General features: G+C 69.1%; 18 protein-coding genes. 4 read left to right on the forward strand and 14 right to left on the reverse strand.

Annotated elements, in window-relative coordinates; genetic code table 11:
- Positions 1–4 precede the first annotated feature (4 nt).
- Positions 5–1,081 (forward strand): ABC transporter substrate-binding protein, encoded by a 1,077-nt coding sequence (locus ACIQLD_RS11470; protein WP_402608118.1) that lies wholly within the window; start codon positions 5–7, stop codon positions 1,079–1,081.
- A gap of 75 nt (positions 1,082–1,156) precedes the next feature.
- On the opposite strand, the gene ACIQLD_RS11475 is transcribed toward ACIQLD_RS11470, so the two are convergent.
- The 7 genes from ACIQLD_RS11475 to ACIQLD_RS11505 form a co-directional block, all read right to left on the reverse strand.
- Positions 1,157–1,600 carry an NUDIX hydrolase gene (locus ACIQLD_RS11475; protein ID WP_402608119.1) on the reverse strand — a complete coding sequence of 148 codons (444 nt, stop codon included), beginning with the start codon at positions 1,598–1,600 and terminating at the stop codon, positions 1,157–1,159.
- A 148-nt stretch (positions 1,601–1,748) separates the two neighbouring features.
- Complete coding sequence (locus ACIQLD_RS11480) at positions 1,749–2,582, reverse strand: ABC transporter permease (protein ID WP_402608120.1); 834 nt, start codon at positions 2,580–2,582, stop codon at positions 1,749–1,751.
- Complete coding sequence (locus tag ACIQLD_RS11485; protein WP_402608121.1) at positions 2,579–3,412, reverse strand: ABC transporter permease; 834 nt, start codon at positions 3,410–3,412, stop codon at positions 2,579–2,581. Before ACIQLD_RS11485 ends, ACIQLD_RS11480 begins: the two co-directional genes overlap by 4 nt.
- Complete coding sequence (locus tag ACIQLD_RS11490; protein ID WP_402608122.1) at positions 3,409–4,236, reverse strand: ABC transporter ATP-binding protein; 828 nt, start codon at positions 4,234–4,236, stop codon at positions 3,409–3,411. The genes ACIQLD_RS11485 and ACIQLD_RS11490 overlap by 4 nt, the downstream gene beginning before the upstream one ends.
- A gap of 40 nt (positions 4,237–4,276) precedes the next feature.
- Positions 4,277–5,251, reverse strand: a complete 975-nt coding sequence (locus tag ACIQLD_RS11495; RefSeq protein ID WP_105668873.1) for an LLM class flavin-dependent oxidoreductase — start codon at positions 5,249–5,251, stop codon at positions 4,277–4,279.
- A gap of 1 nt (position 5,252) precedes the next feature.
- Positions 5,253–6,659 (reverse strand): dihydroorotase family protein, encoded by a 1,407-nt coding sequence (locus tag ACIQLD_RS11500; protein ID WP_402608123.1) that lies wholly within the window; start codon positions 6,657–6,659, stop codon positions 5,253–5,255.
- Complete coding sequence (locus ACIQLD_RS11505; protein WP_402608124.1) at positions 6,656–7,636, reverse strand: alpha/beta hydrolase; 981 nt, start codon at positions 7,634–7,636, stop codon at positions 6,656–6,658. Before ACIQLD_RS11505 ends, ACIQLD_RS11500 begins: the two co-directional genes overlap by 4 nt.
- Before the next feature lie 229 nt (positions 7,637–7,865).
- Between ACIQLD_RS11505 and ACIQLD_RS11510 the strand changes: the two genes are divergently transcribed.
- Genes ACIQLD_RS11510 through ACIQLD_RS11520 form a run of 3 tightly spaced genes read left to right on the forward strand, consistent with a single transcriptional unit; the run spans position 7,866 to position 10,737 of the window.
- Positions 7,866–8,861, forward strand: coding sequence for a putative F420-0 ABC transporter substrate-binding protein (locus ACIQLD_RS11510; RefSeq protein WP_402608125.1), 996 nt, complete (start codon positions 7,866–7,868; stop codon positions 8,859–8,861).
- Entirely contained in the window at positions 8,858–9,931 is a 1,074-nt protein-coding gene (locus ACIQLD_RS11515; protein WP_402608126.1) for a putative F420-0 ABC transporter permease subunit, read from the forward strand. Before ACIQLD_RS11510 ends, ACIQLD_RS11515 begins: the two co-directional genes overlap by 4 nt.
- Positions 9,928–10,737, forward strand: coding sequence for an ABC transporter ATP-binding protein (locus ACIQLD_RS11520; RefSeq protein ID WP_402608127.1), 810 nt, complete (start codon positions 9,928–9,930; stop codon positions 10,735–10,737). The genes ACIQLD_RS11515 and ACIQLD_RS11520 overlap by 4 nt, the downstream gene beginning before the upstream one ends.
- A gap of 21 nt (positions 10,738–10,758) precedes the next feature.
- Here the strand turns inward: ACIQLD_RS11520 and ACIQLD_RS11525 are convergent, their stop codons facing one another.
- The 7 genes from ACIQLD_RS11525 to ACIQLD_RS11555 form a co-directional block, all read right to left on the reverse strand.
- Complete coding sequence (locus ACIQLD_RS11525) at positions 10,759–11,247, reverse strand: hypothetical protein (protein ID WP_402608128.1); 489 nt, start codon at positions 11,245–11,247, stop codon at positions 10,759–10,761.
- Between the two features lie 149 nt (positions 11,248–11,396).
- Positions 11,397–12,455: a 2-phospho-L-lactate transferase gene (gene cofD, locus ACIQLD_RS11530; protein WP_402608129.1), complete on the reverse strand. Its 1,059-nt coding sequence runs from the start codon at positions 12,453–12,455 to the stop codon at positions 11,397–11,399.
- On the reverse strand, positions 12,452–13,123 hold the full coding sequence (gene cofC, locus ACIQLD_RS11535; RefSeq protein WP_402608130.1) for a 2-phospho-L-lactate guanylyltransferase: 672 nt from the start codon (positions 13,121–13,123) through the stop codon (positions 12,452–12,454). The genes cofD and cofC overlap by 4 nt, the downstream gene beginning before the upstream one ends.
- A gap of 10 nt (positions 13,124–13,133) precedes the next feature.
- Entirely contained in the window at positions 13,134–14,186 is a 1,053-nt protein-coding gene (gene fgd, locus ACIQLD_RS11540) for a glucose-6-phosphate dehydrogenase (coenzyme-F420) (RefSeq protein WP_402608131.1), read from the reverse strand.
- Positions 14,183–14,989 carry a coenzyme F420-0:L-glutamate ligase gene (cofE, locus tag ACIQLD_RS11545; protein WP_402608132.1) on the reverse strand — a complete coding sequence of 269 codons (807 nt, stop codon included), beginning with the start codon at positions 14,987–14,989 and terminating at the stop codon, positions 14,183–14,185. Before cofE ends, fgd begins: the two co-directional genes overlap by 4 nt.
- Positions 14,986–15,978: a TIGR03557 family F420-dependent LLM class oxidoreductase gene (locus ACIQLD_RS11550; protein ID WP_402608133.1), complete on the reverse strand. Its 993-nt coding sequence runs from the start codon at positions 15,976–15,978 to the stop codon at positions 14,986–14,988. The genes cofE and ACIQLD_RS11550 overlap by 4 nt, the downstream gene beginning before the upstream one ends.
- Positions 15,979–16,211: 233 nt before the next feature.
- Complete coding sequence (locus ACIQLD_RS11555; protein ID WP_402608134.1) at positions 16,212–18,080, reverse strand: ABC transporter permease; 1,869 nt, start codon at positions 18,078–18,080, stop codon at positions 16,212–16,214.
- Positions 18,081–18,082: the final 2 nt, after the last annotated feature.

The following is an 18,082-nucleotide window of genomic DNA, read 5'->3' on the forward strand; positions in this document are numbered from 1 at the left end:
AGTCATGCGCACGACACGAAACAGACTCGGGATCGCCGTGGTCGGAGGCGCAGCAGCACTGACGCTGCTCGCCGCCTGCGCCTCGCCGACACCGACACCGGAAGGACCCGTCGACCTCGGCGACGGCGAACCCGGAGCTGCGGAGGACACCAGCATCACGGTGGCCATCCCCTTCCCCGACATCACGATGTACTCGATGTTCGTCCTCGCGTCCGACCTCGGCTACTACGAAGACGAGGGCCTCACCGTCGAGGTCATCACCGCCGACAACGTCACGGCCGCCGTCGCCAGCGGCAGCGCCGATATCGGCGTGGAATCCACCGGCACCGTGATCGACGCCATCCGCGGCGGCGTCGAGGTCGACCTGGTCTCCGGGCACTACTGCCGACAGAACTTCGACTTCGCGGTGCAGTCCGACGTGAAGAGCGTCGACGACCTCGACGGCACGTCGATCGTGCTGGCCGGCACTCCCGGCGATCCTGCCGAGTTCCAGCGCGCCCAGGTGCTGAAAGAGGAGGGCTGGGACGTCGCATCCGTCAATACGGAGATCGTCTACCCGGGCCCCGGATCGGAGTCGTGGACCGAGTTCTTCGTCAACGACAAGATCAGCCTGCAGCCGTTCTACGCCGACGACAGGGCAGCCCTCGAGGAGCACGGCGCGAACATCGTGGTCGAGTCGCTGCGCAACTGGGCGAACGACGTGCAGATCGCCGGCACGAAGTGGGCGCAGGAGAACCCGAACACCCTCGTCCGGTTCCTGCGGGCCACGTTGAAGGGCACCGACTTCATGACGGCGCCCGCACCCGGCGAGTTCCCCGAGAACGCGGAGGAGGCGCTGGACATCTACGAGGCCAACGACTTCGACGTCGCGGAACTGCGTGATTCGGACAGCGTCTGGATCCTCGACGGACACCTCGCCTGCCCGAACCTGTACTTCGACGGCGAGGCGTGGGACACCACCATCGAGACGCAGAAGCTCGAACCGCTGGAGTTCGACGACGAGCAGCTCGTCTACCTCCGCAAGGCGCAGGAGCTGCTGGGCCTCGACAACGAAGGACCGGCCACGCTGACCTACCCGTGAGTCGTTGACTCGCACGACGAGGCCCCACCGTTGCGCATGGCGGTGGGGCCTCTTCGTGTGTGGATGGTACGAGATCTACCGCTGAGCGAACAGCCCCATGACCCCGGCGGGATACAGAGGCAACGCTTCGGCGTCATCATCGAAACTGCGCCAGACGACGGGAACCACCGCTCCGTCGCTCTCCGTGAGCGTCGCGCCCTCCGCCGCAGGTTCCGGGTCGAGCCGGCCGGTGTACACGAACACGATCTCGTGTCCGACTTCGCCATCGATCCGGAAGATGTTCTCCACCACCCCGAGGTAGCTCAGATCATGGATCGCCGCTGACAGCTCCTCGCGCACCTCGCGCCGGACCGCGTCGATGTGGGTCTCACCGAGCTCGACGCTGCCGCCGATGAGGCGGTGATATCCGTCGGGATTCTCCGCGGTCGCGGCGTTGACGCTGACCGCATGCGCGGTTCCCTGCGCGTTCGGCGCGACGAGCATCGCCTTGACCCGGATGTGGCTTCGATCGATCGACACGCGGCAACGCTACGCCAGCCGGATTCGAATCGCGCGAATGGCCGTAGTTCGACGACGGATGGGACCATTCGCGCGATTCGAAACGATGGAAGACAGACCCGACCCCCGTCGCGCATGAGACGGGGGTCGGGAGTCGGGGCGGCGGGGGTCAGCCGACGATCTTGCGCTCGTCGTACCAGGGCGCGAGCCGGCGCCGCAGGATCGAGATGAGCAGCAGCGTGAGGTTCGCGATGATCACCATCACCACGACCATCGCGATCGCCTCGTCCATCCGGAACTGGTAGGCCGCGAACTCGAGCAGGTGGCCGAGGCCGCCGGTACCGCCGAGGAACTCTCCGAGCACCTCGCCCGTGAAGCCGAGAGCCGCACCGCGCTGGATGCCGGAGAGGCTGTAGGGCAGCGTGGCGGGGAAGATCACCTTCCAGCCGAGCCCGATCCCCTTCGCGCCGTAGACCCTGGCCGCGTTGACGAGCGAGGGGTTCACGGTGACCGCGCCCTCCATCGTGTTCAGCAGGATCGGGAACACTGCCAGCAGGATGACGAGGGCGATCTTCGACTCGCTGCCGAGCCCGAGCCCGAGGATGAACAGCGGGGCGAGCGCGACCTTGGGCGTCGAGTACAACACCCACAGGAACGGCGCGACCATGAAGCGCAGCACCGGCGACCAGCCGACCGCGAGCCCCACGACCACACCGACGACGATCGCGATCGCAAGTCCGATCAGCAGGTTGGTGACGCTGAACGCGAAGGCGCTCCAGAACTCGGGGTCGACCATGAGCTGCCCGAACGCCACGGCCACCGCGGTCGGTGCGGGCAGGAACGCCGCGGGGATCCAGTGGAACCAGCTGACGGCGGCCTCCCATAGGAGCAGCACCGCAGCGACCACCGCGATCAGGAGCAGCGTCCACTTGCCCTCGCCGGAGCGCACCACACGCCGCGGCCGCACGATGCGGACGGTTCCGGTTGCCGAGACGACGCTCATCGCTTGCCCTTCCTCGTCCAGGGCGCGACCCCGCGTTCGATGGCCGTGACCACCTGGGTCATGCCCACGCTCCACAGCACGACGACGGCGATCGCCGCGAACGCCTGGTCGGTCTGATAGGTGTTCGATGCGCGGATGATGAGCGCGCCCATGCCGCTCGACGAACCCGCGAGCTCGGCCACGACCATGCCGATCGTGGCGAGCACGACCGCTTGCCGCAGCCCCGCGAACAGGAACGGGATCGTCGACGGCAGATACACCGAGCGGTACAGCCGCATCCGTCCGGCGCCGTACACGCGGGCCGCGCGGATGATCGACGGGTTCGTGGTGCGCATGCCCGCGGCGACGTTGAGCAGGATCGGGAAGATCGCACTGATCGTCACGAGGAAGATCACCGGACCGATCCCGAAGCCGAACCACGCTTTCGCGAGTGGCTGATAGGCGATCGACGGGGTGGCGTAGATCGTCCACGCGATCGGACCGATCACGCGGTCGACCGGGAGCGACGACCCCATCAGGAGTCCGACCGGGATGCCGACGACCACCGCGAGCGCGAAACCGGTCAGCCACGCCTGAACCGAGATGCCGGCGTTGGCGGCGAGCGACCCGTTCGCCACGATCTCGCCGAAACCCTGCGCGATGGCGAGGGGCGGCGGGAGGAAGACCGGACTGATCCACCCGAACACCCCCACCACCAGTTGCCAGAGCACGAGGAGGATGACGACCTCGACGGCGATGACGGCAGCCTTGCCCCGGGTGCTCAGACCTGCGAGCCAGGCGGCGAGACCACCCCTGCCGAGGTTCGGCCCGGTGGCGAGAAGTGCAGTCATTTCGACACCGCAGCCGCCGTGGCCTCACCCTCCAGCGCCTCCCAGAGGTGGTCGCGGAGTTCGAGGAAGCGCGGATCGTGCTGCACCGATCGCTCCGAGCGCGGACGCGGGATGCCGGTGGTGATGATCTCCTTGATCGCGCCGGGATGGCTCTTGAAGACCACGATGCGGTCGCCCAGGAGGATGGCCTCCTCGATCGAGTGCGTGATGAAGAGAACGGTCTTGCCCGTCGCCTCGATGAGCTTCTCGATCTCGTCGCGCATCACCTCGCGGGTGAGGGCGTCGACGGCGCCGAGCGGCTCGTCCATCAGAAGGATGCGCGGCTCCGCCACGAAGGCGCGAGCGAGACCCACGCGCTGCTGCATGCCACCGGAGAGCTCACGGGGGTACGACGACTCGAACCCCTTGAGACCCACCATGTCGATGGCCTCCTGCACGCGGTCGCGCCAGTCGGCGGTGCGCAGGCCCTTCTGCATCTCGAGCCCGAACTTCACGTTGTCGAACACGGTGCGCCAGGGCAGCAGGGCGTAGTCCTGGAAGACCACGGCCCGGTCGGGACCAGGGCCGTCGACCTGCTTCCCGTCGACGAGGACCGAGCCGGTGCTCGGCGCGACGAGGCCGGCGATGACGTTCATGAACGTCGTCTTTCCGCACCCCGACGGGCCGAGCACCGTGATGAACTCGCCCTCGAACACGTCGAGGTCGACATCCTCGATCGCGATCAGCTTCTTCCCCGTCCGCGCGACGTCGTAGCTCACCGAGAGCCCGGTGACCGAGATCAGCGGATCCGCCGAGTCCCGTGCGGTGTCGTTCACGTCAGTCATCGTCGACCTCTCGTCTCATCGCCGCGCGTCGGTGCGCGGCTTATCGCAGCTTCGGAAGCACCTCGGTACCGAGGAGTTCGATCTGCTCGAAGAACCGATCGAACTTGAAGCGGAAATCGAACACCAGGTGCTCGGTGCCGACCTCCTCGAACCGCTTGATCTGCTCGACCGCCTCGTCGGGGCTGCCGACGATGAGCTGTCCTTCGAGATCTTCCACGGTCTCGAAGGAGCCGGACGGCGGCTTCACGGCGAACTTGGCCTTGTTCGCCCAGGCGAGAAGGCCGGGGATGTTCACGTGCTTGAGCGCCTCTTCGCGGGTGTCCTCGATCGAGGTGGGCGGGATGACGGCGATGGTCGGCATCGGGCGGCCGTTCTCGTCGGTCATCTCGCGCATGGTCTTGATGCGCTTCTCCATCGTGAGCAGGCCCGTGCGTCCCGGCATCCACCCGTCGGCGAACTCCGCCGCGAGACGGGCCGAACGCGGGGTCGCGCCGCAGTACCAGAACGGGATGCGTCCGCCCACGGGCTTCGGCTCGATCGTGACGTTCTCGAATTTGAAGATGCCGTCGTCGTAGGTGACGTCGTTCTCGGTGAACACCCGGCGCAGGATCTCGGCGTTCGAGCGCACCATCTCCACGCGGTCGAGGTCACCCCAGCCGATCGCGTCGAACTCGTGATCGAACGTGCCGGCGCCGAATCCGAGGATCAGGCGGGGGCCGAGCAGCTGCGTCATCGTGCCGGCCATGAGAGCGGTGACCAGCGGGTGGCGGAACGGGATGAGCGATCCGGTGCCGAGCTCGATCTTGTCGGTGACGGCACCGATCGCGGTGAGCGTCGTCAGCGCGTCGTAGAACGTGCGGTTCGGCTTCTCCATCTCACCGTGCGGCTCGAACACCAGGTGATCGCGCACCCAGACCGAGTCGAATCCGAAGCTCTCGGCGAGCTTCGATCCCTCCAGGAGCTTCTCCTTGCTCGCCTCCTCGCCGAAGTGCGGCAGCAGCAGTCCGAATTTCATGTCAGTTCCTCTCTGCGGCGAATGCCGCCCTGTCTTCCGCCGATGCGGCGAGCTTTCCGAATGTGCGGTCGCCGACGACCTCGTCGTCGATGTAGACGTCGACACCGCGCACGAGCGTGCGCTGGATGCGCGCGCTGATGGTGCGCCCGTCGTAGGGGGTCCAGCCGATCTTCGAGAGCACGCCGTCGTTGGTGATGGTCCACTCGTCGGCGAGGTCGGCGATGACGATGTCGGCGTCCGCCCCGATCGTGAGCGACCCCTTCACGCCCTCCAGGCCGAACTTGGCAGCGGGGATGTGGGCGACCATGTCGATCGCGCGCTGCAGGTCGAGCTCGCCCTTGTTCACGGCGTCGAGCATGAGCTCGTAGTAGTACTGGATGCCGGGGGTGCCGGTGTGCGAGCTCCACATCTGCGTCCACCCGACCTCCTTCTCCTCACGCGTGTGCGGGGCGTGGTCGCTGGCGGCGATGTCGATCGTGCCGTCGCGCATGCCCTCCCACACGGCCGCGCGGTTGTCGTCGGGTACCCAGTAGCTGAGCGCGTACGGACCGAGGGTCTCGACGTCGTGCCAGGTCGACAGGAACGGCGCCCAGTGGTTGACCTCGCAGGTCACGTCGATGCCGTTCTGCTTGGCGCGGCGCACGGCCTCGATCGAGCGCCGCGTCTGGATGTGGGCGATGTGCACGGGGCAGCCGGACGCCTCGGCCAGACGCAGCACCACGTCGATCGCGGTGTCCCAGATCACGCCTTCGCGGGCGGCGTAGGCGGAGGCGTAGCCCTCGGGGGTGTTCTCGCCGCGTGCGAGGTAGGCCCCCTCGATGTAGTCCATGAGCGCCTGGTCGTGCGGGTGCACGATGAAGCGCTTGCCGGTCTGGGCGATGTGATCCATGATCTCGAGCAGGTGCCCGTGGTTGTGGATGCCGGTGCCGGAGGGGTGCGGGTAGTCACGGCCCGTGTCGACGACCATGTAGATCTTGTAGGCCCGGATGCCCATCTCGCTCATGCCGGCGATCTCGTCGAACTTGGTCGGCGCGGGATTGTGGTTCCAGTCGACGATCGACGATTCCTCGTACCGGTGGAACACGTCGGTCAGGGTCGCGACGTCGGTGGTCGGCGGCTTGAGGTTCGGCATCCCGAACATCGTGGTGACGCCGCCGGCCGCAGCCTGCAGGCTCGTCGTGTAGATGTCGTCCTTGTGCTCGTAGCCGGGTTCGCGGGTGTGCACATGCACGTCGACCATGCCGGGGAGCACGAGCTTGCCGGCGGCGTCGACCGTGCGCTCGGCCGTGATCTCGGTGCCGGCTGCGACGATGCCGGCGACCTTGCCGTCGGCGACGAGCAGGTCGGCCAGGACCGGCCCCGCGGGGGTGACGACGGTGCCACCGGTGATCTTCAGATCCACGCTCATCGCGCGACCTCCTCTTTGCTGACGGACTCTGTCGGAACGGATTCGGTGGTGACGGACTCGCCGATCGCGGGCGACGGCGACGACCGGTGGATGAGATGCGCCGGGCGCACGTACCGGTCGAACCAGCCGACGATCACCGGCGTGGTCTGCTCCCAGTACGCGTCGTACGCGGCGTAGTGGGTGGTGTGCCGCTGCATGATGAGCTGCTTCGGACCGCGCGCGGCCTCGTACAGCGCCTCGGCGTGGTCGGTGGGGGTGGTCGCATCGCCCTCGACGCCGATCACGAGCAGCGGTGTGGTCAGGCGCGCGGCCGCCTCGATGGGCCGATACGCGATGATGCCCTCGGCGCACGCGAGCGGAACGGCGGTGGGGATGCGGTCGTCGACGTCGGCCTTGATCTTCGTCGCCCGACGCTCGGCCGTGGGGATCATGATCTCCTCGCGGGGATGCACGATCCGCCCCTCCCCCGTGGCGACGCGCAGGCGGCGGTCCTCTTCGAGGGACTTCTGGAAATCGAGCCACTCGTACTCGCTGCGCATGCGGTGCAGCCAATCCTCGCCGTCGGCGACGGGCACCTGGCTGACCGCGGCCTTGATGCGCGGGTCGGCGTCGGCGAGGAGCACGGCGTTGCCACCTCCGGTGCCGCCGGTGCCGAAGACGCCGATCGCGTCGGCGATCACGTCGTCACGCGTGGTGAGGTAGGTCACGGCGTTCACCAGGTCCTGCAGCTGCCAGGCCGGCGAGAGGTAGCCGCGGTCGCCCTCGGAGTCGCCGAAGCCGCGGTAGTCGATCACGAGCACGGCGAAGCCGGCGTCGACCAGCGCCTCGTGGTAGCGGACGTAGAGCTTGGCGTCCTTCAGCCCGAGCCAACCTGGACCCTGCACGATCGCGCGGAACGGGCCTTCATGATCGGGCGTGCGCCACACGGCGGAGATGCGCTGACCCTCGCTGAAGTACGAGACGGGTGTGGTCTGCATGGGTTCCTCTCGGCTGAACGCGGCGTCGCGATCGGCGATGTGCGCCGCTGCGGTGGGGCTTTCTCATCTTCACCCATTTTGGATCCAGAATCCAGTATTGATTTGGATCCAGTATCCGGGCTAACATGACCCCATCACTTCGGCCCGATTGGCCGATGCCGGTGGTCCCGACCTGGACTGCGAACGTGCTCTCTCTTGCGCCCTTCCCGTCCTCGTCTCCCGGAGAACCATGCCTGCCACCGCCCGCGCCTTCGGCGCCCTCCCCGTCCTCGCCCTGCTCCTCGCCGCCGGACTCAGCGGATGCGCCGGCGCCCCCGCCACCTCGGCGGAGGCACCCGCCGCCGAGACCCCCCGCGCGGAGCCGATCGTGCTCGACAACTGCGGCACCGAGGTGTCACTCGATTCCACCCCTCAGCGCATCCTCACCGTCAAGTCATCGACGCTCGAACTCGCGCTGGCACTCGGTGCCGGGGATCGGATCATCGGCTCGGCGTTCTCCGACGGCCCGTTGCCCGACGACCTCGCGGCGGAGGCCGAAGAGATCCCGGTCGTCTCCGACAAGGTGCCGTCGAAGGAGGCCGTGCTCGACCTCGAGCCCGACCTGGTGTTCGCCGGTTGGGAGTCGAACTTCTCGGTGGACGGCGCCGGCGAGCGGGCCGACCTGCAGAAGCTCGGCATCACCACCTACGTCGCCCCCGCGGCCTGCAAGGCCGCCGGATACATGCCCGACCCGCTCACGTTCGACACCGTCTTCGACGGCTTCGCGGAGGCCGGCGAGCTGCTGGGCGAGACGGATGCGGCGAGCGCGCTGATCGCCGAGCAGCGCGCGGAGCTCGACGCGATCACCCCGGACGACCGCGGCCTCACGGCGCTCTGGTACTCGTCCGGGACCGACCAGCCCTTCGTGGGCGCGGGCATCGGCGCTCCCGAAATGATCATGTCGGCCTCCGGGCTCGAGAACGTCTTCGCCGATGTGCACGACACCTGGACGTCGAGCTCGTGGGAGCTGATCGCCGAGGCCGACCCCGACGTGATCGTGCTGGTGGACGCCGCGTGGAACACCGCCGCGTCGAAGATCGCGCTGCTCACCTCGAATCCGGTGACCGCACAGCTCGACGCGGTGCGGAACGAGCGGTTCGTGACCGTCGAGTTCCCCGCGACCGAGGCCGGCATCCGCAATGTGAAAGCTGTGGAGTCGATCGTGGCGCAGCTCGGAGAACAGTGAGCGTCACGGCTCCGCTGCGGACGGTCCTCCCGGTCGCAGCGGCATCCGTTTCCCGCCCTCGACGGCGGCGCACCGCTTCGGCGATCGCGGTGCTGCTGCTCGTGCTGGCGGGCACGGTGGTCGCAGCGGTCGCGATCGGTCCGGCCGACATCACCCCCGCCGAGCTCGTGGCGAGCGTGTGGTCGCACCTGACCGGGGCCGCCAGCGGGATCACTCCTCTCCGCGACGCGATCATCTGGGAGGGACGAGTACCCCGCGTGCTCACGGCGGCCGCGGTCGGAGGCGGCCTGGCCCTGTGCGGTGCCGTGATGCAGGCCCTCACTCGCAACCCGCTCGCCGATCCCTACCTGCTCGGGCTGTCCTCCGGCGCCTCGACCGGCGCGGTGGTCGTCATCGTGCTCGGGGCCGCGGTGGCGCTGCCGTTCGCGGCCTTCGCCGGTGCGCTGCTCGCGCTGGCCCTCACCCTCGGCCTCGCGCGCGCGGCCGGTTCCGCCGGCCCGACCGCGGTCGTGCTCGCCGGTCTCGCCGTCTCAGCCGTGCTCGCCGCGTTGACCAGTCTCGTGATCTTCTGGAGCGCGACGAACGACAGCTACCGCGAGATCCTCAGCTGGCTGCTCGGCTCGCTCGGCGGGGCGGACTGGGCGGATGCGGCACTGGCCGGTGCCGCCGTGCTCGTCTGCGCCATCCCGCTGCTGGCTGCGGCCCGGCCGCTCGACAGCCTCGTGCTCGGCGATACGGCGGCAGAGGCGCTGGGTGTTCCGGTGACCCGACTGCGCGTGCTGCTCTTCGTGTGCACGGCTCTGCTGACCGGAGCGCTCGTCGCGGTCAGCGGTTCGATCGGCTTCGTCGGACTGATCCTGCCGCACGCCGTGCGCGCGGTCGTCGGCGCCCGGCATCGCGCGCTGCTGCCGGTCTCGTTCCTCGCGGGGGCGGTGTTCCTCATCTGGGCCGACACCATCGCCCGCACCGTTTTCGAGCCGCGCGAGCTCCCGGTCGGGATCGTCACCGCCCTGATCGGCGGCCCCGTGTTCGCGCTGCTGATGCTGCGCATGCGGAAGATCCGCGCGTGAACGGGGTGCGGGAGGACGGACTCGACGCCCGATGCATCCGATTCGGACACGGCGGTCGGGTGCTGTGCGACGACCTGCACATCACCGCTCCCGGAGGTTCGGTCACCGCGCTCCTCGGACCCAACGGCTCGGGCAAGAGCACACTGTTGCGGCTGATCGCCGGAACTCTGCGGGGCGAGGTCGAGACTCTCGCGCTCGACGGCGAGTCGCTGCCGGCGATGCGGCGGCGGGAGCGCGCGCAGCGCGTCGCCCTGGTCGAACAGGAATGGTCGGCCGCCGAAGGGATGACCGGACGCGACATCGTGGGGCTCGGACTGCTCCCCCACCGCGGGTGGCTGTCGTTCGAGGGGGCGGAGACGGATGCCGTCGCCACCGATGCGGCACTCGTCCGCGCGGGGGCACTCGAGTTCGCCGAGCGCGATGCCGCGACCCTGTCCGGCGGCGAGCGCCAGCGCGTGAACCTCGCGAGGGCTCTGGCGCAGCGACCGGCGCTGCTGCTGTGCGACGAACCGACGAACCACCTCGACATCCGGGCACAGCTGGACGCACTCGTCCTCCTCGCCTCCCTCGCGCGCGACGGCATGACCGTGCTGGCCGCTCTGCACGACCTCAACCACGCGGCGACCTTCGCCGACCACGTCGTGGTGATCGCCGACGGCCACGTGCAGGCGGCAGGCTCCCCGCACGAGGTGCTGACCCGGGAACTCATCGCCCGCGTCTGGCGCGTCGACGCCGAGGTGCTCATCCGACCGGGCAGCGACCGCCCGCTGATCGTGTTCGACGCGGACCACGCTGTCGCACGCTGACCACGGCCGAGCGAACCGGAGTCAGACGAGCTCGGCGGATGCGAACTGCGGCACGAGGACGAATGAGCCCAGGCGGTGCGCCAGAGCCTCCGCCTCGGCCTCCAGAGCCACCTGCCGCGGATCCGTCTGTTCGTCGTCCGCCGACTCTTGGCAGTCGTCGAGAGCAGCGGAGCCGACACCGCCGCCCACCCCGGCGAGAGCGCATACCTGCGCCGGCGTGCGCAGCTGATCGAAGGTCATGGGCAGCGTCTCGCATCGCGTGTGCCCGCACAGCAGGTGCGAGAGCTCGTGGATCACCACGTGCAGCCGATACCACTGCGGATCGGAGCGGCGGACCGGAATCCTCGCACGGTCACCGTCGACGAGCACGAACCGCGGAACGGCCCGCCACTCCTCCTCGTTCAACACGTCGACCTCGATGTCCAGCCCCAACAGGGCGGACGCCCGTTCCGTGATGCACTGCACACTCGCGCCGCACTCGACCTCCAACTCTTCGAAGAGCCGGTCCACTCGACTTCGACCACTCACGATTCCCTCACCCCTCGCACAGCCCGGCCCCCTTTCGGCCGGACGACCCTCACAGTGGAGAGACGGCGGTGGAGGCCCGGTCATTACGCCGAAAACCTGGGAACTTTCGGCCAGTCTTTCGAGACGTGCGACTATAACTTTTGGTACCCCTCGAGTGCCGTGGATTCGAAGGCGGCCGCGTCGAGGGCCGCGATCGCGAGGGCAGCAGCGGTGTCGAAGTCGCGCATCCACAGTGGTCGCACCGGCGCACGCAGCCCGACCGCCTCGAGCCCGTCGGCGAGGGCTGTGTCCTCCTCGGCGATGAGCCACGCATCGAGCAGCCCGCCCTTCGCCCGCGCGCCGTAGTGGCGTCCGACCGCATCGGCCGTGGCAGCGAGACCGACAGCGGCGAGACAGGCGTCGGCCATACCGCGCACGGGCGCGCCGGAGATGATCGGCGACACCCCGACCACGGCGCCGGGTGCGGCACGCACGGCCTCGGCGATGCCGGGGACCGCGAGGATCGGCCCGAGCGAGACCACGGGGTTCGACGGGGCGAACAGGACGATGTCCGCGGCGGCGAGCGCTTCGCGCACACCCGGCGCCGGTGCGGACTGCGCGATCCCCGGCCCATCGAACCCGTGCGCAGGAAGGGTCGCGCGGTGCCGGGTCCACCACTCCTGAAAGTGCATCCGCCCCCGCACGGTGGTCACATGCGTGTCGACTTCCGCATCCGTCATGGGCAGCAGCCGTACTCCGAGCGGCCATCGCGAGGCGAGGCGATCGACGACCTCGGTCACGGAAGCGCCTTCGCGAAGCCACCCGGTGCGCGCGATGTGTGCGCCGAGGTCGAGATCGCCCAGGGTGAACCACGGCCAGCCGGCTCCCCACGCCTGGAGCTCGGCGGCGACGCGCTCACTCTCCTGCGCCCTCCCCCATCCGCGTTCGGTGTCGTTGACGCCGGCGAGCGCGTAGATCATCGAGTCGACGTCGGGTTGCAGCCGCAGGCCACTGAGCCACAGGTCGTCCCCGGTGTTCGCGATCACCGTGATCTCGGCATGCGTGCCTCCCGCCGCGTCCGGCCACCGTCGCCGCGCAGCCTCACGCACCCCGACCACGAACTTCGATCCCCCCACCCCGCCGGCCAGCACCACGATGCGCGGAGCCTGGGCGTGAGCGGCATCGACACCTGCGGCGATCGCCCCGTTCATGACGCGAGCACGAGTGGACGGTCCACGAGCGCCGCGGTGCGCGGACCCAGGCCTGCCCGGCGGGCGGCTCGGAGGTGCTCGGCATGATCGAGGTCACGTCGCAGACCGCTCAGGACGGGGAACCCGACCTCGTCGAAGCCGGCGGCGCGATGCGCAGAGGCCGAGTCCGCCCCGAAACACGGAGTGAGGTCGAAGCCCGCGCGAGCCGTCGCGAGCACGGTGCCGGTCCCCTCCGCATCCGGCACGAAGGCCCGGGGGTGCGATGAGGCGAACGCGAGCGCCCTGGCCAGCTCATCGGGGCGCAGCGCCGGCAGGTCGCCGAGCATCACGGCACGCGGTCGCATGTCGGGGGCCGCGCTCACGCCGAGCCCGATCGCGGCGGTCAGCCCCTCGCCGCGGTCGCGCACCAGGCGCACCCGCGGCAGCACACGCAGAGCGGTCGCCGTGACCTCGTCGCTCGTGACGACGATGACCTCGGCGACGCGCTCGCAGGCCGTGGCCGCCTCGACCGTGTCGAGGGCGATCGCCCGGGCGAGGGGCTCGCGGTCGACGCCGGGGATGCGCAACCGCGACTTGCCGATCTCGGCGCGCTTCACCGGGATCACCACGACCCACTCGCGCGCGGGCACTCCCGGCAGCGACACCCCGACTCCCGAACCGCGGATCATCTCCGCCTCCTCAGCCGCGCAGCGCGGTGGCAGTGTCGCGCAACCCCGCCGTGTCGCGCAGCCGCGGGGCGATATCGCGCTCGAACAGCTGCAGGAAGCGCCGCTGGTCGTGACCCGGCGCGTGGAAGACCAGGTGGTTGAACCCCCAGTCGATGTACTGCTGGATCTCGGCGGCCACGGCATCCGGGTCGTCCCCGACGATCCAGCGCTTGGCGATCGTCTCCAGCGGCAGCGCATCGGCGGCCTTCTCCATCTCGACAGGGTCGGTGATGTCGTGCTTCTGCTCCTTCGAGAGCGACAGCGGCGACCAGAAGCGGGTGTTCTCCAACGCCGCTTCCCGGGTCTCCTCGTACGACAGCTTGATCTCGATCATCCGGTCGTAGTCGTCGAACGAGCGCTCGGACTGCTCCAGCCCCTCCTTCACGGCCGGGAGCAGTTGGTCGACGTAGAGCTCCTGGCCCTTGCCGGAGGTGCAGATGAAGCCGTCACCCGCGCGACCGGCGTAGCGCGCGACCATCGGTCCGCCCGCCGCGATGTAGATCGGGATGCCGCCCTCGGGACGGTCGTAGATCGAGGCGTCGTGCGTGGAGTAGTACTCGCCGTCGAAGTTCACCCGGTCGCCCGACCACAACGCCCGCATCAGGCGCACGGATTCGCGCAGCCGCGCGTAGCGCTCCTTGAACTCCGGCCACTCCTGCTCCCCCGCGCCGCGGAATCCGGTCGCGATCTCGTTCAGCGCCTCGCCTGAACCGACGCCGAGGATGATGCGGTCCTGGTACAGGCAGCCCAGGCTCGCGAACGCCTGCGCGAGCACGGCCGGGTTGTAGCGGAAGGTCGGGGTCAGCACCGAGGTGCCGATGCGGATGCTCGACGTGCGCTCGCCGACCGCCGCCATCCAGGTCAGCGAGAACGGAGCGTGGCCTCCGGTGTGCCGCCAGGGCTGGAAGTGATCGCTCGCGAATACGGACTGCATGCCGTGCGCCTCGGCCGCAACCGAGATCTCGACCAGCTCCCGCGGGTCGAACTGCTCCGCGCTGGCCTTGTATCCGAGGGTCAGTGTCATGTCGCATCCTTCGTGTCGGGTTCCTGCTGTGCGTGTGCGTGGAGCCCGGCGGCGTAGCCGTCGCGGTATCCCTGGTCGAGTGCTTCGGCGGTGCCGAGCCAGAAGAGGTCGCGCTCCGAGGCGCGCACGATGCTCGCGGCACCGGGAAGGGTGAGGGGTCCGACGAGGTCGCCCCGACCGCGCACCACGGCGACCGGGTTGCCGCTCGCCTTGCCCTTGACGAGGTCTGCTGCCGCGGCGAGCTCGTCCGCGACGCACGGGGTCGTGACGCTCAGGACCTTTCCGGCCTGGTCGGTCGTGCCCCGCAGGTCGGCGATCATGCGCACGCCCCCGCCGCCGATGGCCACATCTGTCTGTCCTTCGCGCCAGGGACGGCCGAGCGTGTCGCTGAGGATCACGCCCACCTCGGCCCCCGTGGCTGCACGCAGTCCCGCGGCGAGCGCACGTGCCGACCGGTCGGGATCCTCGGGAAGCAGCAGTATCCAGCCGTCCGGGGTGTTGCTGGCATCGACGCCGGCGGCCGCGGCCACCATGCCGAGCCGGTTCTCGACGATGCGCATGGTGTGGCCGTCGAAGGTACGGGAGGCGACGAGGCGCACGGTCTCGGCGGTGATCGCGTCTTCCCGGTCGGCAGCCTGCACGTAGCGCCCTTCGGCCTTGGAGACGATCTTCGAGGTGACGACGAGGATGTCGCCGTGGGCGAGTTCGACGCCGGTGGCGAGGACCAGGGCAACGAGGTCGTCGCCGGGGCGCACCTCACCCATGCCGGTGAGGGCGAAGACGGTGATCGCGGGGGCGCTCATGCGTGCACCTTCGGGAGGACGTCGCGACCGAAGACCTCGAGGAACTCCCGCTGGTCGGGCCCGACGTTGTGCAGGTAGATGCGCGTGAAGCCGAGGTCGACGTAGCGCTGGATCTGCGCGCGATGCGCGTCGGGGTCGGCCGAGATGAGCATCGACGCCCGCATGTCGTCGGCTGTCACTCCGCGCACGAGCTGCTCGAAATCGTACGGCGAGCGCACGTCGCCCCGGCGCATCCGGAGTCCGGCGATCGGCCACTCGGAGAGCGCGTTCGTGAGGGCCTGCTCGTCGGTCGGTGCCCACGAGAGACGCAGCTGCAGCACTTTCGGGAGAGCCTCGGGGTCGTGACCCGCCTCACGCGCTCCCTCGGCGAATCGGGCGAGCAGCGGGACGAGACGCTCCACTTCGGCGGAGGTCGTGATCAGCCCGTCGGCGTTCCGGCCGGCTCGACGCGCGGTGGCGGGACCCGCGGTGGCGACGTAGACGGGCGGCGCGGTGGGCGGCATGGTCCAGAGCCGGGTCGACTCCATGCGGAAGTGCTCACCGCGGTGGCGGGCATCGCGACCGGCGAGAGAGGCGGTGAAGAGCTTACGGATCAGGTCGACGGCTTCGAACATGCGGTCGATGCGCTCCGCAGGTTCGGGCCAGTAGTCGCCGACGATGTGCTCGTTCAGCGCCTCCCCCGACCCGACCCCGAGCCAGGTTCGGCCGGGGTAGAGCGTCGCCAGTGTCGCCGCGGCCTGAGCGACCACGGCGGGATGCGTGCGGAAGCCGGGCGTCGTGACCCCGGGGCCCAGGTCGCCGGTGGTGTGCGCGCCGATCGCGCCGAGCATGGTCCACACGTGGGCGGCGTTGCGGTGACGGGGAAGCCAGGGCTGGAAGTGATCGGTGGCCATGATCCCGCGGAACCCGTGCGCCTCGGCGAGGACGCAGTTCGCGATCACGGTGGTCGGCTCGATCTGCTCGAGCATCGCGGCGTACCCGATGTGCATGCGGCCTCCTCACCCTTCTTCTCCTGCTGTTCCTATTGAATGGATACTGGATCCAAAAGTCAAGAGAGAGGTTCGGGGGTGGCGTCGAGAGCACGGGATCTCGACGAGCGCACGGCTTCTTCACGCCAGCAAGCCGTGCACTCGACAGGAAGCCGTGCACTCGACGGGCGGGCGGACGGGGCGGGCGGACGGGCGGGGCGGACGGGGCGGGCGGACGGGCGGGGCGGACGGGGTCAGCGTTTGTGACGCTGCACGGCCAAGGTCACGGTCGCGGAATCGGCGGCAGCGGGAGCAGGAGAGGCGGCGGCGAGGTCGGGGAGACCGGCGGCGACGGGCTTGCGGGCCCGGCCGATCGCCCGGCGAGAGAGCGCCCACTGCAGGCCGTAGCCGATCGCGAACACCATCAGCGTGAAGATCAGCGCCATCGCGGCCCCCTGATCCGGCGCGTAGAGCTGGGCTGACCGCGGGTTGATCATCGCGTAGATGTACATCGACAGCGGCCTCGACGACGGGGTCGCCAGGAACGCCGGGAGTGTGAACTCGTTGGTGCCGAGGATGAACATCTGGATCCACACCGCCATCACGGTGGGCATCAACAGCGGCGCGATGATGCGGCGGAACCCCTCGAACCGACTCGCTCCACTGGTGAGCGCCGCCTCCTCCAGCTCGGGGCGGATCTGCAGTGTCGCGCTGTACGACGAGCGGTAGGCGATCGACACCCGGTAGGAGTAGGCGATCACGAGGGCGAGCAGCGTGCCCGCGATCGGGATGTACGGGTTGATCACCATGAAGGTGAGGAACATCGCGAAACCGGCGATGGTCGCGGGGATCGCCACCGACGACGAGGCGAACAGGTCCATGGCCTTCACCCAGCCCGTCTTCTTGCTGCGCGCGATGCCGTACGCGAGCACCGTGGCGAAGACGACCGCGATCGTGGCACTGCCGCCGGCGATGATGACCGTGCGTCCGAGCGACACCCAGAACTCCGGGTCGGCGAGCACCGTGCCGAACGCTCCGAAGTCGGTGCTGCCCAGCATCGCATCCCACGAGAACGCCACCGGATAGGGCGTGATCGCCGCCCACAGCAGCGCCAGCAGCGGGAGGATGCCGGTGAGCAGGATGAACACGGCGACCAGCAGCATGACCGGGATCTTCCACGGCCCCATCCGCATGGTCGACGGCCGGAAGCCCTTGCCCGACACCGACGCTCTTCGCTCGGCGTTGCGCGTCGCCCGCAGGTAGATCGCGAACGCGACGGTCGTGATCACGAGGAACACCAGCCCCCACGCGGCGGCCAGACCATACTGCGGCAGTTCGCCCGCGTTGGAGCTGATGAGCGTCCAGAGCTTGAGGGCGAAGATGTCGCGCCCCGACTCCTGGCCGAACAGCAGCGGCACCTCGAGGCTGCCGAGGCCGAGGATGAAGGTCAGCACGGTCACGCCGAGCAGCCCCGGCCACAGCATCGGCAGCGTCACTCGACGGAGCGTCTGCGGCCAGGAGGCCCCCGACACCCGCGCCGACTCCTCGAGCGACCCGTCCATGTTCGTCAGGATCGGCACGATCATCAGGTACGGGAACGTGACGTTCGTGAGTGCCTGGATGAAGATCATCGTCGAGAAGGCATAGGGATCGATCGGCACGTCGCTCGCGAACGGCAGCAGCCGCAGCAGCTGGTTGAGCACACCCGACTCGGGCGACAGCATCAGCAGGTAGGCCTGCGCCTTCACGATCGGCGGAATGATGTACGGCACGATCACCAGCACCGAGATGAGGCGACGCCACGGGGCATCCGTGCGCACTGTGACCCAGGCGAGGCCGAAAGCCATCAGGAGCGTGAGCAGCGTGGAGCCGCCGACGAAGGCGCCGGTCGCGCCGAGCACGCCCCAGAAGTCTTCGCGCAGCTGCCACAGGGTGACGAAGTTCTCGACACCCCACTGGGCCGACGAGACGCCGAAGGGCAGGAACGGACCACGGAACGCGGTGATCACCTGGACGATCAGCGGTACCGCGAGAAGGATGAAGATGACCGCGCCCGAGACGATCATCGCGATCGTCATCGTGGTGGGGCGCTTTCGCCCCGTGGTCCGTCCTGCCTTGAACATCG

The sequence above is a fragment of the Microbacterium sp. NPDC091662 genome (assembly GCF_044756705.1).
Taxonomy (GTDB): Bacteria; Actinomycetota; Actinomycetes; order Actinomycetales; family Microbacteriaceae; genus Microbacterium.